This is a genomic window from Legionella erythra, from assembly GCF_001467615.1.
Lineage (GTDB): Bacteria > Pseudomonadota > Gammaproteobacteria > Legionellales > Legionellaceae > Legionella_C > Legionella_C erythra.
In genome coordinates this window covers 1-16,511 of the sequence record NZ_LNYA01000008.1, presented here as the reverse complement: position 1 = coordinate 16,511, position 16,511 = coordinate 1, and the positions used below count along the sequence as shown (strand labels likewise).

Genomic DNA, 16,511 nt, shown 5'->3' with positions numbered 1-16,511 from the left:
GTAAACTATTGCTAGCTAGGCGTCGTACCAAAGCCTGACTTCTGTGATAATTGATTTATTTTTATCATCAAGGGTTCAAGAGATGGAGCAAGCGCATAGACGCCACGATATATAAGATCATGTCAGGTCGCTATTAGAACCTCACTTGCCTGGTCAATGAGGCTAATCGGGTGGTATCGCGAAGGGTAATCGTCAGTTTGTAAATGCGGTACTCTGGACTTTCAGAGTTAGGAAACCATGGCGTGACATGGTCAAGGTAGGCTTATTCGTACTGCTCTTTGGTCCCCGCCAGGATAAGCTTATAAACCCGTTCACTGATAATGCCCTGTTCAAACTTGTCCTTGGCATCAATGGTCATTAATTGGCCGCGTTGCCTGACCAGTTTTCGGGTGGTGGAGGTGACTTCGTTGGGGTCGCTTTCTAAGAGAATATCCCGCACTTCTTCATCAAAAACGAGGTATTCCCGCAAGGCGACTCGTTTTTCATCCACTGTGGGAACCAATTTTTGCCAGATACACAGACGGATGGTTTCGAGAATATCAATCGTTCGTCCCAGTCGTTCTTCACCAGAAAACGACGTAACCAGACGGCGCATGGTTTCTGCCACACCGGATGTATGCAGTGTGGTGTAAACCGGGTGACCGGTCAGTGCGGCTTCCAGCGCGGCACTGATGGTTTCGGCATCCCGGCACTCCCCCACCATGATGAGGCGGGGTTTGCGGCGCAGCGCATTGCGCACGCCGTCCGCAAAATCAGGCAGGTGGCGGGGTATTTCCGATTGACTGACCACGGAAGAAATGGTCTCAATTTCATCATACACAAATTCAATTGGTGCCTCGTAAGTCAGTACTTTACGGTTGGAGTCATCTTTTTCAATCAAATCACGGATGATGGACGCGAGCAGCGTGGATTTACCGGAGCCCGTGGCACCGGTAATAAATACAATGCCTTCCTGAGGCGCAATGGCTTTAATGATATTATCCGGTAATCCCATGGTCTCCAGTTTTGGCGGCGTGGTGGGAATCGTACGCAAGGTAATCTGAATGGCGTCATGCCCCTCCACCAGGCAGGACGTGGCATTCACCCGGTAACGGTAGCGCACGCCACGGTTGGGGCGAAATTCGTAATGGGTATCGATGTCTTTACCGGATAATAATTGCGTGGTGGCGTTCGGTCCATAAATGGAGTTAATTAAATCACCAAGCTCGGTGTTTGAGAGGCTGCGGTTGGTTATTTTAAGCAAGCGTCCGTACACTTCAGCAAAAATAGGCGAGCCGGTTTGAATGGTGATATCCGATGCCTTCAAACTTTCTGCATGCTCAAGCATTTTATCCATAAAAACGGGTGTAAACCGTGTGGGTTCATCGGGCATTAAATTAATATTGCTGCTCATAAGTTAGCCTTGGCTTAAAAATAACATTGAATAAAAACGGATTTATAGATCTTGCAACCTGCGTTGTAAAACCTGTCAGGGATACCCCTTGTTGTTAAAAGTATATACTAACAAGGGGTTGCAAGCATGAGAAATTGCTAATTGACTGGGGTAATGTCCTTATTCACCGGTGCAATGGTCGGCTGCCAGGATTTGTTGGTAATGACAATCTTGGCATTTAGCGCCAGTTTTTCCATGGTTCTGAAATGCTCCAGTGCCTCTTCATCCTTAGCCACCGCCGCACGCCATTCCTTGCTGTTAATATTAAGAGCCGGCAGAGCGGTAATACGCAGCACACGGTCATCAATATGAATTTCCGAGCCATCACCGGTTACGCCAAGATCGGTATGTGAAACATACGGGGGCGATACCATGTTCATGGCTAATAGTTTGCGGTATAAAATCATGCCGTTGTAGTCTTCTTTTATGCGGGCCACACTTTCTTCAAGAATGGTATTGGCTTGTTCAATGCCGTTTTTCCATCCTTTGGTGACATAAAAGCTCCACAATTGACGTTCTTCCTTGGTTTTAGGCAGAAGGGTAATATTGGGGTACTCAGGCTTTTTATAATCCATCCACAGGTACTGCCGCCAATTGGGCGGGGTGGTAATGAAATGGGCTTGTTTAGCGACCTTGTAGGTGCGGTCGGATATCCGAATCGTTTGCATGTCTGCCAGGTTTAGCGTATTACGCCCCTCAAGCAGCACGGGAGGGAGAATATTATGTTCCAGCACCAGCGCATTAAAGTCAAACACAGCATCCAGATCGCGCGCTTTGCGGGTTAGCTCCTCGTCAATGATCTTGGCCCGGCAAGCTAAACCGGACTGGGCCCCGAGACTTAACGCGGTTTCACGAAGCGCCATTTCACGAATCTTGCTCATGCCGTTTTTATTGGACGTGACACCGCGCGTATTGGCCATGGCCTGAAGACCGGCTAACGAGGTCGTGTCACCATTAATGACGACGGTCGTTTGATGCGAAGAGGAGTAGCAAGCCGCCAGCAAGGCGGTTGCACAGGTCAAAGCGAGACTAGGAATAAATTTTAGCATAGCGTAATTCTACAACCTGACTGTTAGGGTAAACGTGAATGCTGGCTTTTCGACCTACCTGATAATCAATATCACGCAGAATTTCAGCCAGGCTCTCGTCCTTGGCGGTAATGCTTATCAGGACCGGTACAGCCGGTTCTTTTCCAAGAATGCGCATGCGAAAATGAGCGGCTTTGGCAATGCGTGCGGTGAGTTCTTCAATTGGACCGGACCAGTCAACGGACGCTCGTGCCTGCAAGGTGTAGGCGTTGGGAATGGTCAAGGTGTTATCCCGCACAGGAGGTGTTATGACTTTTTCTACACGAGCCATTTCCAACATGGAGTCACTGACAGAGGAGGCGGCTTCGGCGAGTTTGATGCTGGCATCATCGGCAGGTGCATTAATGGGGGGTTTTTTAAACGTGCTCTGACAGCCAGCTAATAAAATAGAGGCGGCTAAAAGCGTAACAAGCTTGTTGTTCATCTTCTGTGCTTTATTATCGATAAGTACTGCATTGATTGAAACAGGAGCATGGCCCCCTTGTCAAGCACAAGTCAAGGTATTTCAATTGCTTGGCATTTTTTTATAAAGAGCATAAAACACATGGCCTGCCTGCTTGCTTTTCAAGGCTTGCCATGCAGCTGGATTCAGGGTGAGGGACTCGGGGGATTCCACATAAACCAAACCGCCCGGCGGCAGGCAATCGCTTGCCTGAAGGCGGGTGAAACAGGCTTCATGGCATGCATGGGCAAAGGGGGGATCGAGAAAGACCAAATCAAATGTCTCTCGGGTTGTGCTTAAAAACGCAAGGGCATCCGCATGAATGACGGATAACTCAGGCGCATTGAACGCGCGGCTGACGGTTAGCAGGTGGTTAAACACAAGGCGATTTTGTTCAACCAGAGTAACATGAGCAGCCCCCCGGGAAAACGCTTCGAAACCCAGAGCGCCGCTACCGGCAAACGCATCAAGGCAACGGGCGCCACGAATGTCGTGCATCAGCCAGTTAAACAGGGTTTCGCGTACCCTGTCAGGGGTTGGTCTTAACCCCTGTGCTTCTGGAAAGTCAATTTTCTTGCCGCGGAATTTGCCGCCGATGATGCGAACCTGTTGCTTCACTTTTGCCCTACGGTGACTAATAACATCTGCGCAGGTTTAACTGCTTCATCAAATGCTTTTTTAATGTCTTCAACGCTGACCGCTTCAATTCGAGCCACATAAGTATCCAGATAATCATCAGGCAGATCATAAAAAGCAATGCGAAGCAGCATGCCGGCAATGCTGTTATTACTGGCCAGCGACAGGGGGAAATTGCCTGCCAGGTATTGCTTGGCCGCCGTCAATTCATCTTCGCTTGGACCCATTTTCAGAAAATTGTCCAGGGTTTCGCGCGTGATTTGTAAAGCAGTATTGGCCTGATTGTTTTGAGTTGCGAGGCTGATAATGAAAGGACCTTCGCCTGGCATGGGTACGAACTGACTGTAAATGCCATACGTTAATCCCCGTTTTTCACGCACTTCCGTGGACAGGCGCGATACCAGCGCACCGCCGCCAAGAATGTAATTACCTACCATGAGCGGAAAATAATTGGGCGAAGCATGGCTGATACCCACTTGCCCTAAGCGCAGCATGGTCTGGGATGAAGGAAAAACAATATTCACTTTTTCCGCAGCGGGTAATGCTTCGGCTTTGGGGATACAGGGTGCATGTTCTCCTTTGGGTAAAAATTCAGTCAACTGCTCGGTAATCTGATGCGCCTTTTCTTCATCGATGGCGCCAACCAGAACAATCACGGCATTGGCGCTGACATAGTAGCGTTTGTAAAAATTGCGTACCTGCCAGGTATTCAACATTTTAACAGTTTCCATGGTGCCATTGACCGGATGGGCATAAGGATGATTCTTGTAAAGTTGTTTAAAGAAGGTCATGTTGGCCACATCATCAGGTGATTCCTGCATCTGCGCGATGGTCATCAGCAACTGATTCTTCTGACGGTTAAACGCTTCCTGACGGAAAGCCGGTTTATTGATGATGAGGGAAAAGGCGTCTACTGATTGTTTTAAGGCCGCTTCCGAGGTGAGTGTTTTCAAGCGAAATACAGCCATATCCCGGCTGGTTTCATAATTATATTGTGCCCCGGTGTCCGCAATGGTTTCAGCAATCTGCGATGCATCGAAGCGGCCGCTGCCCTGATCGAGCATGCTGGCTGTGAGTGAGGCCAAGCCAAATTGTTTGTCATCGTAGGCAGATCCTGCGGCAAACGCGACATTAATATCCAGCATGGGCACTTCTTTCGCCTGATAGAATACGACTTTGGCGCCATGGCTGGTTTCCCATTTCTTCGTTTTAAATGTGTTGGCCTCTGTTGCAGCGGCGCATGAAAAAAGTAAGGCAATTACAAACAATCGTTTCATTATCGTCTCTCAGGTTGGGACACTGGGAATAACTGGGCTTCAGTCATTAATTCAGGGCGGAAGTATTTTTTTGCCACATCCTGAATCTGTTGGGGTGTTATGTTGTTAATTCTGTCTGTGTAGATGTCGGCCGTTTTAAAGCCTAAGCCTAATGTTTCCAGGACGCCAATCTCCATGGCCTGACCGAAGATTGAATCTTTCTCAAAGGTTTTCTGGGCAATGATTTGGGTTTTTACGCGTTGCAATTCCTGGGCACTGACCGGTTCTTTTTGCAGACGCTGCAACTCCCGTAATACCCCGGCTTTCAATTCAGCGATGCTGTGTGACTGGGTTGGAATACCAAACAAGGTAAATTGCGTTTGATAACGGGTATAGAGATCGTAGTAAACATCGACATTGCTGGCCACGTGCGAGCCACGCACCAGATTGCGGGCAAAGCGTGCGCTCTCACCTGCATCAAGAATGGCGGCGACCACTTCCAGAGCATAAGGTTCCCAGTTTTTTTCGGCTGTTTTTACGCTGGGCACGCTGTAGCCAAACATCAGCATCGGCAGTTTGGCCGGCGCATGGATTTCAACCGATTTGGGCCCCAATGCCGGCGGCTCCTGTTGCGGTTTGCGGATAAAATCAGGTCGTTTTGGAATTTGACCAAAATAAAGTTTGGCAAGCTCGTAAACTTTGCCTGCATTCACATCACCGACCACAACCAGGGTCGCGTTGTTAGGGGTATAAAAATTCTGGTACCAGGATTTTAAATCATCAATATTCATTTGTTGGATATCGCTCATCCAGCCAATGACCGGGTGATGATAAGGATCCGCCAGATGGGCTGCAGCCAGGTAACGTTCAAACGTTAACGCCTGGGGATTGTCATCGGTACGAAGACGGCGCTCTTCCTGAATGACCTTCATTTCCTTGGCGAACTCCTCTTTATCCAGTAGCAGATTCTGCATGCGATCGGCTTCGAGCTCAAAGGTTATCGGTAATTGCGACGCCGCTATTTTTTCAAAATAGGCGGTGTAATCATAATTGGTAAAGGCATTTTCTTCCCCGCCGACATTGGCAATGGTTTTGGAAAAAATACCCAGGGGATACTTTTGCGTTCCCTTAAACATGATGTGCTCCAGCGCATGAGAGACGCCGGTGATGCCGCCCGGTTCATCCGCCGAGCCGATGTTGTACCAAATCATGGTGACGGCCACGGGTGCGCGGTGATCTTCCTTGACAACCAGTTTCAGGCCGTTATCCAGGGTGTATTGATGAACATTGTCAGCCGCATAAGAGGAAAAAGCAGCACAGAAAAGCAATAATGCAAGCCGCATGGATTAACTCCGAACCAAAAAAAGTGATAGAATTTCACATTTCCTTCGTTTTGTACACTTATGATTAAATGGTTTAAAAGAAATCAGGATGGAGCTACACCCCCGGCTGCGGCTGATGCAGCACCGGGTGAGGATGTGACGGTAGAGACTTCATCCGCCGATACAGGCCAGATGCCCGTTGAACAAACGGAGCCAGGTAAACCGGGATTTTACGCCCGCCTGAAGCGAGGCATGAGCAAAACCCGCCATCAATTGGGTGAAAGTATCGGCCGGTTGCTGCTGGGCCGCAAAGAAATTGACGCTTCGCTGATGGAGGATATCGAAACCCTGCTACTCAGTGCCGATCTGGGCATTGACACTTCACAAACTGTTTTACAGCAGGTCAGCGATAGCCTCGCCCGCAAACAGTTGGCGGATGGGGCAGCGGTGTATGGCCTCCTGAAGGAGCGTCTGACTGCCTTACTGGCCGCGAAGAGCCAGCCATTAATACCCGAAACCCCGGACGGGACGCCGTTTGTCATCCTGACCGTCGGTGTCAATGGGGCGGGGAAAACCACGACCATCGGTAAACTGGCCAAGCAATTCCAGCAGCAGGGTAAAAAAGTCATGCTGGCGGCAGGCGATACCTTTCGCGCCGCGGCAGTTGAGCAATTGCAGGTTTGGGGGGAACGTAACCAGATTCCGGTTATTGCCCAGCATACCGGCGCGGATAGCGCATCAGTTATTTACGATGCGTTGCAGGCAGCTAAAGCACGCGGCATCGATATCCTAATTGCTGATACCGCTGGCCGTTTGCATACCCAGGGCAACCTGATGGAGGAATTAAAGAAAGTTAAACGCGTTCTTCAGAAGCTTGATGCCAATGCGCCGCACGAAACCATGCTGGTATTGGATGCCAGTATTGGCCAAAATGCACTTAATCAGGCGCGTGAATTCCATCAGGCTGTCGATTTAACCGGGATTACCATGACGAAACTCGACGGCACGGCAAAAGGAGGAATACTGTTTGCCATCGCCAATGAATTAGGGATACCATTTCGTTATCTGGGGATTGGTGAAGGGATTGACGATCTACGTCCCTTTGACGCGGAACAATTTGTCAGAGCCATATTCAATGATGATTAAATTCGATCAAGTGAGCAAACGTTATCCCGGCGGTTTTGAAGCGCTGAGTCAGGTTGATTTTACCTTACAAAAAGGCGAGATGGCCTTTATTACCGGTCACTCTGGAGCCGGCAAAAGCACGTTGCTTAAATTAATTGCCAAGCTGGAGTCGCCTTCTTCTGGTCAATTAACAGTGAATGGCATACGGCTTAACCAGTTAAAAAAACGGGAAATCGCGTATTATCGCAGCAGCTTGGGCATTACGTTCCAATCCCCCAACCTTTTAAATGATCGCACGGTATTTGATAATGTCGCCTTGCCTTTGCAGATTCAGGGGGTACAGCCTGCCCTGATTGCCAAGCGTGTGCATGCCGCGCTGGATATGGTCGGTTTATTGACGAAAGAGAAAATGCAGCCCATCCACTTGTCTGGCGGTGAGCAGCAGCGCGTGGGTATTGCCCGGGCTGTTGTACACAAGCCCGCGTTGCTTCTGGCTGACGAGCCGACCGGAAACTTGGATCCTAGCTTGTCGTCTGAAATCATGCGACTGTTTGAACAGTTTAATCAGGTGGGCGTGAGCGTGCTGATCGCCACCCATGATCTGGCCCTGATTGCAGGCATGAGACACCGCATCATCATGTTAAAAGGAGGGCGGGTATGCTAAAGAACATTCGGTCACAAGCGGCTTATCATTTGCAGGCCGCAACCAACAGTTTTAATTTTCTCTGCCGCCGTCCCCTGGCAACGATGATGACGGTGGTTGTGATTGCCATCGCGCTAGCCCTGCCTGCCTTATTCTGGGTATTTAGCGACAGCTTGAATCAGTTGACTGCTGATTGGCAACGCGGGGGTCATATTTCCCTTTATTTGAAACAGCCGTTAACGGCTGCGGATCAAAACAAAATCCTGATTCAAATTCAGGAAACAGAGGGCGTTGGTCATGCTACCCTGAAAACGCCGGAAGAAGGCATGCAGGAATTGCAAAAGCAGGAGGGGATGAACGACATCATGCGCTACCTTCCTGAAAATCCCCTGCCGGCTGTGATCGAGGTGATTCCTGCGGTGGGGATAGACACGCCGCTTAAGGTGGATCAGCTATATACTCGCCTGAAAGCTTTACCGGATGTGGAGCAAGCCAAGCTTGATATCGAATGGATAACACGCTTACATGCTATTTTGGGGTTTGCCTCGAAAACAGCCCATGCCTTAATGGCGCTCTTGGCCTGTGCAGTGGTGCTGATTGTCGGCAACACCCTGCGTCTCGCTATACATAACCGCCATGAAGAAATCCAGGTTTTGAAGCTTATCGGCGCCACCGATGCCTTTATCGTGCGGCCCTTTCTTTATTCCGGAGTCTGGTATGGCCTGGTAGGGGCTATCTTTGCGGTGCTGCTGGTCAATATTTTCATGTTAAGCATCGCCGTGGCTGTGCAGGAGCTGGCTTCATCCTATCAAATGCATTACCCGCTGCTGGGTTTGTCCGTCAAGCAAGCTTACCTCATCGTTTTTGCGGCCATCCTGCTTGGTTGGCTGGGTGCGCGATTGTCGGTAAAACGGCAGCTGGCTGCGATAGAGACTTATTAGGGGATTGCATGAGGGGAGACTGCCGCTTAAGAGCGGTCTCGCGACAAAATAAAATCAAATTCGTCCTTGTATTGTACAAAAAAAAATCTATACTAAATTGATGGGTTAAATGCATTAACCTTTAAAATTAGTGTATAATAAAGCTGTCTGTAAGGAAGTTAACAGACAGTTCGTTAACCCTGTTATGGTTTTGATAACTGGAGGAAGTACCCTATGAGTCAACAACTGCAATTGGCATCCTTGAATTTGCCTATAGGCAGTATTGATGCGTATATTCATCGGGTCAATCAGATTCCGATGCTTTCTGCTGAAGAAGAATTAAACTACGCGGAGAAATACCATAGCGAAGGCGACATTGAGAGCGCACGTCAGCTCGTGCTGGCTCATTTACGCTATGTTGTTCGGGTAGCCAGAGGCTATCTTGGTTACGGTTTACCCTTAAACGATTTAATCCAGGAAGGTAACATCGGCTTAATGAAAGCGGTCAAGCGTTTTGACCCCAAAATGGGAGTCCGTTTGGTCTCTTTCGCTGTCCATTGGATTAAAGCGGAAATCCACGAATACGTTTTGCGTAACTGGCGCATTGTGAAAATCGCGACCACGAAAGCGCAACGCAAGCTGTTCTTTAATTTAAGACAAATGAAAAAGCGCCTCGGCTGGTTTAACAGCGAGGAAATTGATGCCGTCGCCAACGATCTCGGTGTCAGCCGCGAAGACGTGGTGTTAATGGAACAGCGCTTGAATGCCATGGATGCGTCTTTCGACGCCTCGGCCAATGATGATGAAGACGAAGCCTTTAAAGCCCCCGTTCATTACCTGCATGATAGCAGCAATGATCCGGCTCTGCTGATTGAACAGGAGCGCAGCGATGTTCAGGGGCGCGATCAATTATTCCAGGCTCTCGAATGCCTGGATGAGCGTAGCCAGGATATTCTGCAGCAACGTTGGTTAGCCGATGATAAAGTCACTTTGCACGATTTGGCTGACAAGTATGGCGTTTCTGCTGAACGGGTGCGTCAGCTCGAAAAAAATGCAATGAAAAAACTGCGCCAATACATGGAAGATGTTTCTGCCTGATGCTTATGCCCGACTGGGCATAAGCATTTCAACTTCAGATTATTCATACTGCTTAATAATCAAGATCAGTCATTCAAGTACCGCATCATTATTCCGTGCGCGGAATCCAGCACTGTTGGTCTTGTGGAACGTGGATACCGCGGTCAAGTCGAACGATACGAGTCCGATTTCTTAATTTAAATGCTGCAATAGTCGTTTTCTTGTCGCCTCGTCGACAAACGCTGTTTCAAGCGCCATGCGGGTAAAATGGGTCATGTCTGCATCCGAGTAGTTAAAGGTCTGCTGAACCCGTTCATATTCCGTGGCCAGATTGGTATTGAAGAACGGCGGATCATCGGAATTGATGCTAAGTAATAACCCCTCATTATGCAAACGGCGGATGGGGTGATTGGGGATATCTTTAAAAAGACCAAGCCTAACGTTGCTGGAGGGGCAGATCTCAAGGGCAATCTGTTTGTCTTTCAGGCGGGCGATGGTTTCAGGGGAATGGATACTTTGCACACCGTGGCCAATGCGCTTAATCGGCAAATAATCCATGGCTTCGTTCATGCCTTCTGCTGAGGCAAATTCACCCGCATGCACGGTGGCATGGAGGCCGCCTTCGACAGCAATCTGATAAGCTTGGGCAAAACGTTTGGGTGGGAAGTTGATTTCATCACCACCCAAGCCAAAACCCACCACGCAGGGCAGGTCCTCTTTGATGCCTTGTTTTGCCACTTTCACAGCGGCCTCTTCACCGAAATGGCGCACGGCCGTGATAATAATACGACCAACAATGCCCTGTTGATGTTCGGCATCGTCAATGGCTTGCTGAATGGCTTTAAGATGTTCGCTGGAAGGAATGCCGCTGACCATTTCCGCATGGTCAGGTGAATACATCATTTCAGTATAAATGCTGCCACCCAGCGCACTTTCTTTAAGGTATTCAAAGGTCACATCATAGTAGTCTTGTGGGCAAGCAATCAGGGCGGCAATCTGGTCATAAGCCTTTAAAAAATCCATGAAGTCGCCATAGTTGTAACTGGTGCCATTGGCATTGATGAGGCCGGCGGGTAACTGCAACTGATTGCGCAGTGCCAGCTTTTGCGCCAATTGCGGGCTGATGGTTCCTTCCAGATGCACATGCAGCTCTGCTTTTTTAATGGTCATACTGATAATCCCTGAGTTAGTATATAATCAATGGTAACTTACCATAAAAACCGCTAAAATGATTCGCTAAATTTTGTAGGATTCCTTATGAACAAACATGACCTTGATAAAGCCTATGTCAGTCCAATCGACAAGTTTTTATATCAATTTGATGCCGATCATGAAAAATCAGCTTCGCAGTTAGCGGAAATCAGGAAATATGAGCGCATCAATGCCCTGCGCGACAATCCCGATCTTCCCGAATTGGAAAGTGAAATCTGGCGTGGATTTTAAGAATAACCCGGTGGCTGAAGCTCACCGGGTTAAGCACCGTATTAACTCAACTTAACCAATCATCAGGTGCAGCAGTTTATAAGCCATAATGGTTAGCAGCGACGCGGCCGGCAGGGTTAATACCCAGGACATAAAAATGTTGCGGATGACGATTAAGTTTAAGGCACCGATACCACGCGCTAACCCTACCCCTAACACGGCGCCAACCAGTGTCTGAGTCGCCGAGACTGGAATACCTGTACTGGTCGCGACAACCACGGTTGTGGCGGCAGCCAATGTTGCGGCAAAAGCCCGGCTGGGTGTCAGGGCGGTAATGGAGCTGCCTACCGTTTCAATGACGCGGCGTCCATACATGAGAAATCCAGTTACAACGCCAAAACAACCCAGGAAAATGATCCAGGCCGGGTAATTGGTGGCGGTAAAGGCATTATCTGGATGCATGACCAGGCTGTGAACAATGGTCAGCGGGCCGACAGCCAGGGCCACATCGTTAGAACCATGCGCAAAGACCATGGCGCAGGCCGTTAAGGCCATGAGTACAGCAAAATACTTCTCCACTTGAATGAAGCGCTCACGGCGGCGGATTCTCGGCATTTCCGGGATGCGTTTGATGAACATAACGCCAATGAGAGTAATGGTGATGCTGGTGGCCAGCGTAACCGCCAAATCCTGCTTTAAATTTAAATGGATGTCGAAATGGTTTAAACCTTTAAATACGGTAATAAATGACAGGACTGAACCGACTAAAAACAGGTAGATAGGAATGTAAAGCTTGGCTTTTTCCAGCGGATCGGATTTGACGAAAATGGTTTGTTGAATACTGATAAACAAAGTGTAGGCGGTGATGCCGGCAATTAAAGGAGACGTTACCCAGCCAATGGCAATATGATAAACCTGATTCCATTGAATGGCTTCCGGTCCTAATACCACCGCACCAAAGCCCACCATGGAGCCCACCAGCGCATTGGTAATGGAGACCGGTACACCGAGATAACTGGCTAAATTCATCCACACTGTACAGGCCAGCAGCACCCCCAGCATGCCTTCAATCAAAATTAAGGGCTGGCTGGATAATTCACTGCTGGTGATAATGCCATCCCGCATGGTTTCCGTCACGCCGCTGCCGCCAAGAAAGGCACCAGCAAACTCGAAAACAATGGCAATGAACATGGCCTGGCGGACAGTCACCGCTTTGGAACCCATGGTTGTGCTCATGACATTGGCAAGATCATTGGCGCCTACGCCCCAATTCATTAAAAAGCAAAGCGCAAGCGCAGCAAATAACAGATAAACAGAATAATCCATAGACAAAATTACCGGGCAATTAAAATCTGTAAACGGCCGCCGACTGTTTGAGCATAATCTGCCAAGTCACCAATCCATTGAACCAGCTTGTAAAGAAAAATAATCTCAAGAGCGGGCAGTTCTTTTTCCAACTCAAAAATACGGTGCCGGATGTCAGCAAGCTTTTCATCGCTGTCGTGTTCAATCTCGTCGAGGGTTACAATCATTTCCTCAACAATTTTGACCTCGCTGCCGCGAAAACCGCTTTCCAGCAATTCATCAAGTTCATTGATGGCTTTGCAGGCTTGTTTGGCGGCATCCAGGCATCGCTCCAGAAAAGGCATGAAGACAGAAGAAAGGGCTTCAGGAATGACCATTTGCCGGCTGACGATGAGCCCGGCAATGTCCTCAGTGCGGTTGGCAATGCGATCCTGGGCACTGAGAAGTTCAAGAAGATCGGTACGGGACACAGGGAGAAAAAGACCGGTGGGTAAATGCAAACGCAGGTCGCGCTTGATTAAATCAGCTTCTTTTTCAATTTGGGAAATTTTCTCTTTGATGGCTGCAGCGGTTGGCCAGTCGTGCTTAAGCACAGCCTCAAAAAAAGGGTGCAGCTGCTTGGCACAATGATAGGTTTTTCGCATGTGCTGTTCGATAGGCCGGATGGGAGATGGCCCAAACATATTAAATATGCTTCCCATAATCATTATGCAGGCTGAAAGATTTGGGCTGATTATAGCGAAACTTTTCCAAGAACTAAACCATTCCCGCAAAATTCAGCACTTGAAGCCTTGCTGCCCTGCTACACTAATAATATCTCACAGGAGTGGATATCATGAAAAAATGGTACCTGTTGTTGTCTCTGGTTGTCGCCAGCGTTTTTGCAGAACCCAGGATAACCAAGGTGATTGATCTGCATTATCAGGATGCCGCGCAAGTGATTCAATTGATTCAGCCTCTCTTAAAAGAAGGGGATAAAGTCACAGGCAGTGGACAAACCCTGATTGTCAATGTGTCGCCAGACACATTGACAGCGCTTCGTGCGGTGCTGCATAAACTGGATACGCCACCGGTTGTTTTTGAGATCACCATCTTCCAGGGGGATTCTGACTGGTTATCGACTCAGGACGGCCACACCGAGACTATCAGTACCCCGTCACAAATCAATCAGCGTCGCCGCCAATCCATTACGGTGATGAATGGGGAGTCGGCTTTTGTCAGTACGGGAGAAAGTCAACCGGTGATTCGCTCCGTGGGCTTGGGATTATGGACAGGGGTAAGCTTCGATCGCCGGCTGGTGCAGAATGGGCTCCTGATTGAGCCAATATTACAGGGCAATCAGGTCAAAATTATCATCAAGCGGGTTCGTGAACAAACCAGCAATATGAGCAATCAGGTCTTTCATGAGCAGAAAGTGGAAACGACTATGCTCATTCCCCTGGATCATTGGGTGGCATTGGCCAGTGCCCAGGGCAGCGCCCCGGCTGAACCGGGAACGGAAGTCATTCGCGCCGGTACGCCCTTTGCGCAAAATTCCACGTTATATATCAAAGTGAACATTAGGAAAGGTAAGAATTAACAAGGAATATCAGGAATTATTTTGATTTCAGCCAACACGGAAAACTATTGCCGAATATTATTTCTTTTAAGCCTGCTGGTGTTGGCCGTGACTTATTTCTTAAAAGATAAGTTACCCGACCCCGGGTATTATGACTTAACAACCCTGTCACCGCCGCTTCAGGAGCCGACCAGCAAGAAAGCATTCACCCTGACTGTCAATCATCAGCATTATGTCATCCGTCCGCAGTATGAATACCAATTAAACGGGGTGGTGGTCTCCTATAACAATTCTGACGGGTTTGGTGATATCTGGCACCATAAACGCTGGCAGGATTTTATTAATCTGCGCGATCTTTGTGTGGTCTGGGGCGATAATGTTCGAACCGGGGTTTATAAAAAAGTGACCTTCAACAGCGACAGTTGGACCTGTTGGGTCTCCTGGTCTGATCGCCAAACAGGGGAGTTGTTTAAGGGCAATGCCTTATCCAATAACCATTTGCTCACCGATAACCTGGCTATTAAAAGAGCCTTGATGCAGGCTGAAGTGGGCGATCAAATCCGTTTGCGCGGTGTGTTGGCAGAATATGCCAACCAGGACACCCGCTTTCAACGCGGAACCAGTTTCAGCCGCGATGATACTGGCAATGGGGCTTGTGAAACCATTTACCTGTCGCAATTTAGCATTGTCAAAAAAGCCAATCCTGAGCTCAGAGCGCTCTATACGGCGGCATCATGGAGTACAGGATTGAGTTTCATTGCCTGTGTGGTGATGCTGTTTGTGGCCCCGCATAAGAAATATCAGCGTCGATAAGTCATTTTTCAGTCAGTTAACTTGACAAGAGAACCCAATGGCAAAACAATGATCCTCCTTATGAGCAGACAGCAAGAGGATGGATGATGCAAATTGCCAGTATTTTAGGGCGTGAAATTCTTGATTCGCGAGGAAACCCCACGGTTGAGGCGGATGTTTACCTTGAAAATGGCATCATGGGGCGCGCCTGTGTTCCTTCGGGCGCATCAACAGGCAGCCGTGAGGCCTGCGAATTACGGGATGGTGAGCCGAATCGTTATTTGGGTAAAGGTGTGCGCCGCGCAGTTAACCACATTAATCAGGACATTAATCAGGCATTAAAAGGCATGTCGGTTGATAAGCAGGAGGTCATCGATCAACAACTCTGTCAACTCGATGGCACAGAGAATAAATCCCGTCTGGGGGCTAATGCCATTTTAGCAGTGTCTCTGGCTTGCGCGCGTGCCTATGCCAACGCCAGGCAACAACCCTTGTTTGTCGCTTTAAACCAGGGTGAAATGATGACCATGCCGGTGCCCATGATGAACATCCTCAATGGCGGTGCCCATGCAGACAATAATGTCGATATTCAGGAATTCATGATTATGCCCGTGGGCGCGCCGGATTTTACCACCGCGCTGCAATGGGGTGCTGAAACGTTTCATGTCTTAAAGTCTGTACTTAAAAAACAGGGGCTGAACACAGCGGTTGGCGATGAAGGCGGGTTTGCCCCCGACTTAAAATCAAACCGGCAGGCGCTGGATGTTTTATCCCAAGCTGTTGAGGCGGTCGGATTTAAACTGGGGCGGGATATGGTGTTCGCCCTGGATGTCGCAGCGTCCGAGCTGTACACCAATCAAGTGTATCATCTCGTCTCCGATCATCAGCAGCTGGACAGCGCCGGTTTGATTGCTTATTACCAGGAGTTAGTGAATAGCTACCCTATTGTCAGTATTGAAGATGGCCTGGATGAGAGTGACTGGTCAGGATGGCAGCAGTTGACGGCTGTATTGGGAGAAAAAATTCAATTGGTTGGCGATGATTTGTTCGTTACCAACCCGGCCATCCTGCAGCAAGGCATTACTCAGAAATTGGCCAATGCCATTTTAATCAAATTAAATCAAATCGGCACGTTGACCGAGACACGGGAAGCGATTCGTCTGGCTCAGGCTAACCATTACCGCTGTATCATGTCTCACCGTTCGGGTGAAACCGAGGATGCATTCATTGCTGACCTGGCGGTCGCCACCGGCTGTGGTCAGATTAAAACCGGTTCCTTATGCCGCACGGATCGCGTTGCCAAATACAATCAACTCTTAAGAATTGATGAACTGGCAAAATTACCCTATGCCGGTAAAACAGCCTTAGCCAGGGGGTAGCCGGCAATAACCCAATGCCCCTCTCCCTAACCCTCTCCCAGAGGGAGAGGGAATAGGAGGGCGGTGGTTATGAGATAACTCCCTCTCCCTCTGGGAGAGGGAATAGGAGGGCGG

17 protein-coding genes and 1 pseudogene are annotated in these 16,511 nt (G+C 48.9%); 9 read left to right on the top strand and 9 right to left on the bottom strand.

Translation table 11 applies throughout. The features are described 5' to 3' along the window. Window positions 1-82: 82 nt before the first annotated feature. A pseudogene (locus Lery_RS15580) lies at window positions 83-250 on the top strand (transposase); the annotation flags it as partial. Between the two features lie 12 nt (window positions 251-262). Here Lery_RS15580 and dotB read toward each other — a convergent pair. The 6 genes from dotB to Lery_RS03050 form a co-directional block, all read right to left on the bottom strand. After that, window positions 263-1,393, bottom strand: coding sequence for a Dot/Icm type IV secretion system ATPase DotB (dotB, locus tag Lery_RS03075; RefSeq protein ID WP_058525791.1), 1,131 nt, complete (start codon window positions 1,391-1,393; stop codon window positions 263-265). Window positions 1,394-1,530: 137 nt separating this feature from the next. After that, complete coding sequence (locus Lery_RS03070; protein WP_058525790.1) at window positions 1,531-2,481, bottom strand: type IV secretion system DotC family protein; 951 nt, start codon at window positions 2,479-2,481, stop codon at window positions 1,531-1,533. Further along, window positions 2,462-2,944, bottom strand: a complete 483-nt coding sequence (gene dotD, locus Lery_RS03065) for a type IVB secretion system lipoprotein DotD (RefSeq protein ID WP_058525789.1) — start codon at window positions 2,942-2,944, stop codon at window positions 2,462-2,464. The genes Lery_RS03070 and dotD overlap by 20 nt, the downstream gene beginning before the upstream one ends. An 81-nt stretch (window positions 2,945-3,025) precedes the next feature. Next, entirely contained in the window at window positions 3,026-3,580 is a 555-nt protein-coding gene (gene rsmD / locus Lery_RS03060) for a 16S rRNA (guanine(966)-N(2))-methyltransferase RsmD (protein WP_058525788.1), read from the bottom strand. Continuing rightward, the gene (locus Lery_RS03055) at window positions 3,577-4,875 is read right to left on the bottom strand and encodes a M16 family metallopeptidase (protein ID WP_058525787.1); all 1,299 of its coding nucleotides are present in this window, start codon (window positions 4,873-4,875) and stop codon (window positions 3,577-3,579) included. The genes rsmD and Lery_RS03055 overlap by 4 nt, the downstream gene beginning before the upstream one ends. Next, window positions 4,875-6,197, bottom strand: coding sequence for a M16 family metallopeptidase (locus Lery_RS03050; protein WP_058525786.1), 1,323 nt, complete (start codon window positions 6,195-6,197; stop codon window positions 4,875-4,877). The genes Lery_RS03055 and Lery_RS03050 overlap by 1 nt, the downstream gene beginning before the upstream one ends. Window positions 6,198-6,368: 171 nt before the next feature. Between Lery_RS03050 and ftsY the strand changes: the two genes are divergently transcribed. From ftsY to rpoH, 4 genes are all read left to right on the top strand, one after another. Then, on the top strand, window positions 6,369-7,322 hold the full coding sequence (gene ftsY, locus Lery_RS03045; RefSeq protein ID WP_420324140.1) for a signal recognition particle-docking protein FtsY: 954 nt from the start codon (window positions 6,369-6,371) through the stop codon (window positions 7,320-7,322). Next, a complete protein-coding gene (gene ftsE, locus Lery_RS03040) occupies window positions 7,315-7,965 on the top strand; it encodes a cell division ATP-binding protein FtsE (RefSeq protein WP_058525784.1) in 651 nt (216 codons plus the stop codon). The genes ftsY and ftsE overlap by 8 nt, the downstream gene beginning before the upstream one ends. Next, on the top strand, window positions 7,959-8,885 hold the full coding sequence (ftsX, locus tag Lery_RS03035; protein WP_058525783.1) for a permease-like cell division protein FtsX: 927 nt from the start codon (window positions 7,959-7,961) through the stop codon (window positions 8,883-8,885). The genes ftsE and ftsX overlap by 7 nt, the downstream gene beginning before the upstream one ends. Before the next feature lie 213 nt (window positions 8,886-9,098). Further along, window positions 9,099-9,962, top strand: a complete 864-nt coding sequence (rpoH, locus tag Lery_RS03030; protein ID WP_058525782.1) for an RNA polymerase sigma factor RpoH — start codon at window positions 9,099-9,101, stop codon at window positions 9,960-9,962. 171 nt (window positions 9,963-10,133) lie between these two features. Here rpoH and Lery_RS03025 read toward each other — a convergent pair whose 3' ends face one another. Next, a complete protein-coding gene (locus tag Lery_RS03025) occupies window positions 10,134-11,111 on the bottom strand; it encodes an adenosine deaminase (RefSeq protein ID WP_058525781.1) in 978 nt (325 codons plus the stop codon). A gap of 87 nt (window positions 11,112-11,198) precedes the next feature. Here Lery_RS03025 and Lery_RS03020 point away from each other — a divergent pair, with 87 nt between their 5' ends. Next, entirely contained in the window at window positions 11,199-11,384 is a 186-nt protein-coding gene (locus Lery_RS03020; RefSeq protein ID WP_058525780.1) for a CBU_0585 family protein, read from the top strand. Between the two features lie 51 nt (window positions 11,385-11,435). Here Lery_RS03020 and Lery_RS03015 read toward each other — a convergent pair whose 3' ends face one another. Both Lery_RS03015 and Lery_RS03010 read right to left on the bottom strand, forming a co-directional pair. Continuing rightward, complete coding sequence (locus Lery_RS03015) at window positions 11,436-12,689, bottom strand: inorganic phosphate transporter (protein ID WP_058525779.1); 1,254 nt, start codon at window positions 12,687-12,689, stop codon at window positions 11,436-11,438. Between the two features lie 8 nt (window positions 12,690-12,697). Continuing rightward, the gene (locus Lery_RS03010; protein ID WP_058525778.1) at window positions 12,698-13,369 is read right to left on the bottom strand and encodes a TIGR00153 family protein; all 672 of its coding nucleotides are present in this window, start codon (window positions 13,367-13,369) and stop codon (window positions 12,698-12,700) included. Between the two features lie 134 nt (window positions 13,370-13,503). On the opposite strand from Lery_RS03010, the gene Lery_RS03005 reads away from it, so the two are divergent. The 3 genes from Lery_RS03005 to eno all read left to right on the top strand — a co-directional run bounded on the left by Lery_RS03005 (window position 13,504) and on the right by eno (window position 16,397). Further along, window positions 13,504-14,247: a type II/III secretion system protein gene (locus Lery_RS03005; protein WP_131751028.1), complete on the top strand. Its 744-nt coding sequence runs from the start codon at window positions 13,504-13,506 to the stop codon at window positions 14,245-14,247. A gap of 21 nt (window positions 14,248-14,268) precedes the next feature. Beyond that, window positions 14,269-15,039, top strand: a complete 771-nt coding sequence (locus Lery_RS03000; RefSeq protein WP_202814025.1) for a hypothetical protein — start codon at window positions 14,269-14,271, stop codon at window positions 15,037-15,039. An 86-nt stretch (window positions 15,040-15,125) separates the two neighbouring features. Continuing rightward, window positions 15,126-16,397 (top strand): phosphopyruvate hydratase, encoded by a 1,272-nt coding sequence (gene eno, locus Lery_RS02995; RefSeq protein WP_131751037.1) that lies wholly within the window; start codon window positions 15,126-15,128, stop codon window positions 16,395-16,397. The last annotated feature ends 114 nt before the right edge of the window (window positions 16,398-16,511 follow it).

Bases quoted from the DNA above. Each gene is read 5' to 3' on its own strand.
- dotB (WP_058525791.1), bottom strand. From the start codon at position 1,393: ATGAGCAGCAATATTAATTTAATGCCCGATGAACCCACACGGTTTACA.
- Lery_RS03070 (WP_058525790.1), bottom strand. From the start codon at position 2,481: ATGCTAAAATTTATTCCTAGTCTCGCTTTGACCTGTGCAACCGCCTTG.
- dotD (WP_058525789.1), bottom strand. From the start codon at position 2,944: ATGAACAACAAGCTTGTTACGCTTTTAGCCGCCTCTATTTTATTAGCT.
- Lery_RS03055 (WP_058525787.1), bottom strand. From the start codon at position 4,875: ATGAAACGATTGTTTGTAATTGCCTTACTTTTTTCATGCGCCGCTGCA.
- Lery_RS03050 (WP_058525786.1), bottom strand. From the start codon at position 6,197: ATGCGGCTTGCATTATTGCTTTTCTGTGCTGCTTTTTCCTCTTATGCG.
- ftsY (WP_420324140.1), top strand. From the start codon at position 6,369: ATGCCCGTTGAACAAACGGAGCCAGGTAAACCGGGATTTTACGCCCGC.
- ftsE (WP_058525784.1), top strand. From the start codon at position 7,315: ATGATTAAATTCGATCAAGTGAGCAAACGTTATCCCGGCGGTTTTGAA.
- ftsX (WP_058525783.1), top strand. From the start codon at position 7,959: ATGCTAAAGAACATTCGGTCACAAGCGGCTTATCATTTGCAGGCCGCA.
- rpoH (WP_058525782.1), top strand. From the start codon at position 9,099: ATGAGTCAACAACTGCAATTGGCATCCTTGAATTTGCCTATAGGCAGT.
- Lery_RS03025 (WP_058525781.1), bottom strand. From the start codon at position 11,111: ATGACCATTAAAAAAGCAGAGCTGCATGTGCATCTGGAAGGAACCATC.
- Lery_RS03020 (WP_058525780.1), top strand. From the start codon at position 11,199: ATGAACAAACATGACCTTGATAAAGCCTATGTCAGTCCAATCGACAAG.
- Lery_RS03015 (WP_058525779.1), bottom strand. From the start codon at position 12,689: ATGGATTATTCTGTTTATCTGTTATTTGCTGCGCTTGCGCTTTGCTTT.
- Lery_RS03010 (WP_058525778.1), bottom strand. From the start codon at position 13,369: ATGGGAAGCATATTTAATATGTTTGGGCCATCTCCCATCCGGCCTATC.
- Lery_RS03005 (WP_131751028.1), top strand. From the start codon at position 13,504: ATGAAAAAATGGTACCTGTTGTTGTCTCTGGTTGTCGCCAGCGTTTTT.
- eno (WP_131751037.1), top strand. From the start codon at position 15,126: ATGCAAATTGCCAGTATTTTAGGGCGTGAAATTCTTGATTCGCGAGGA.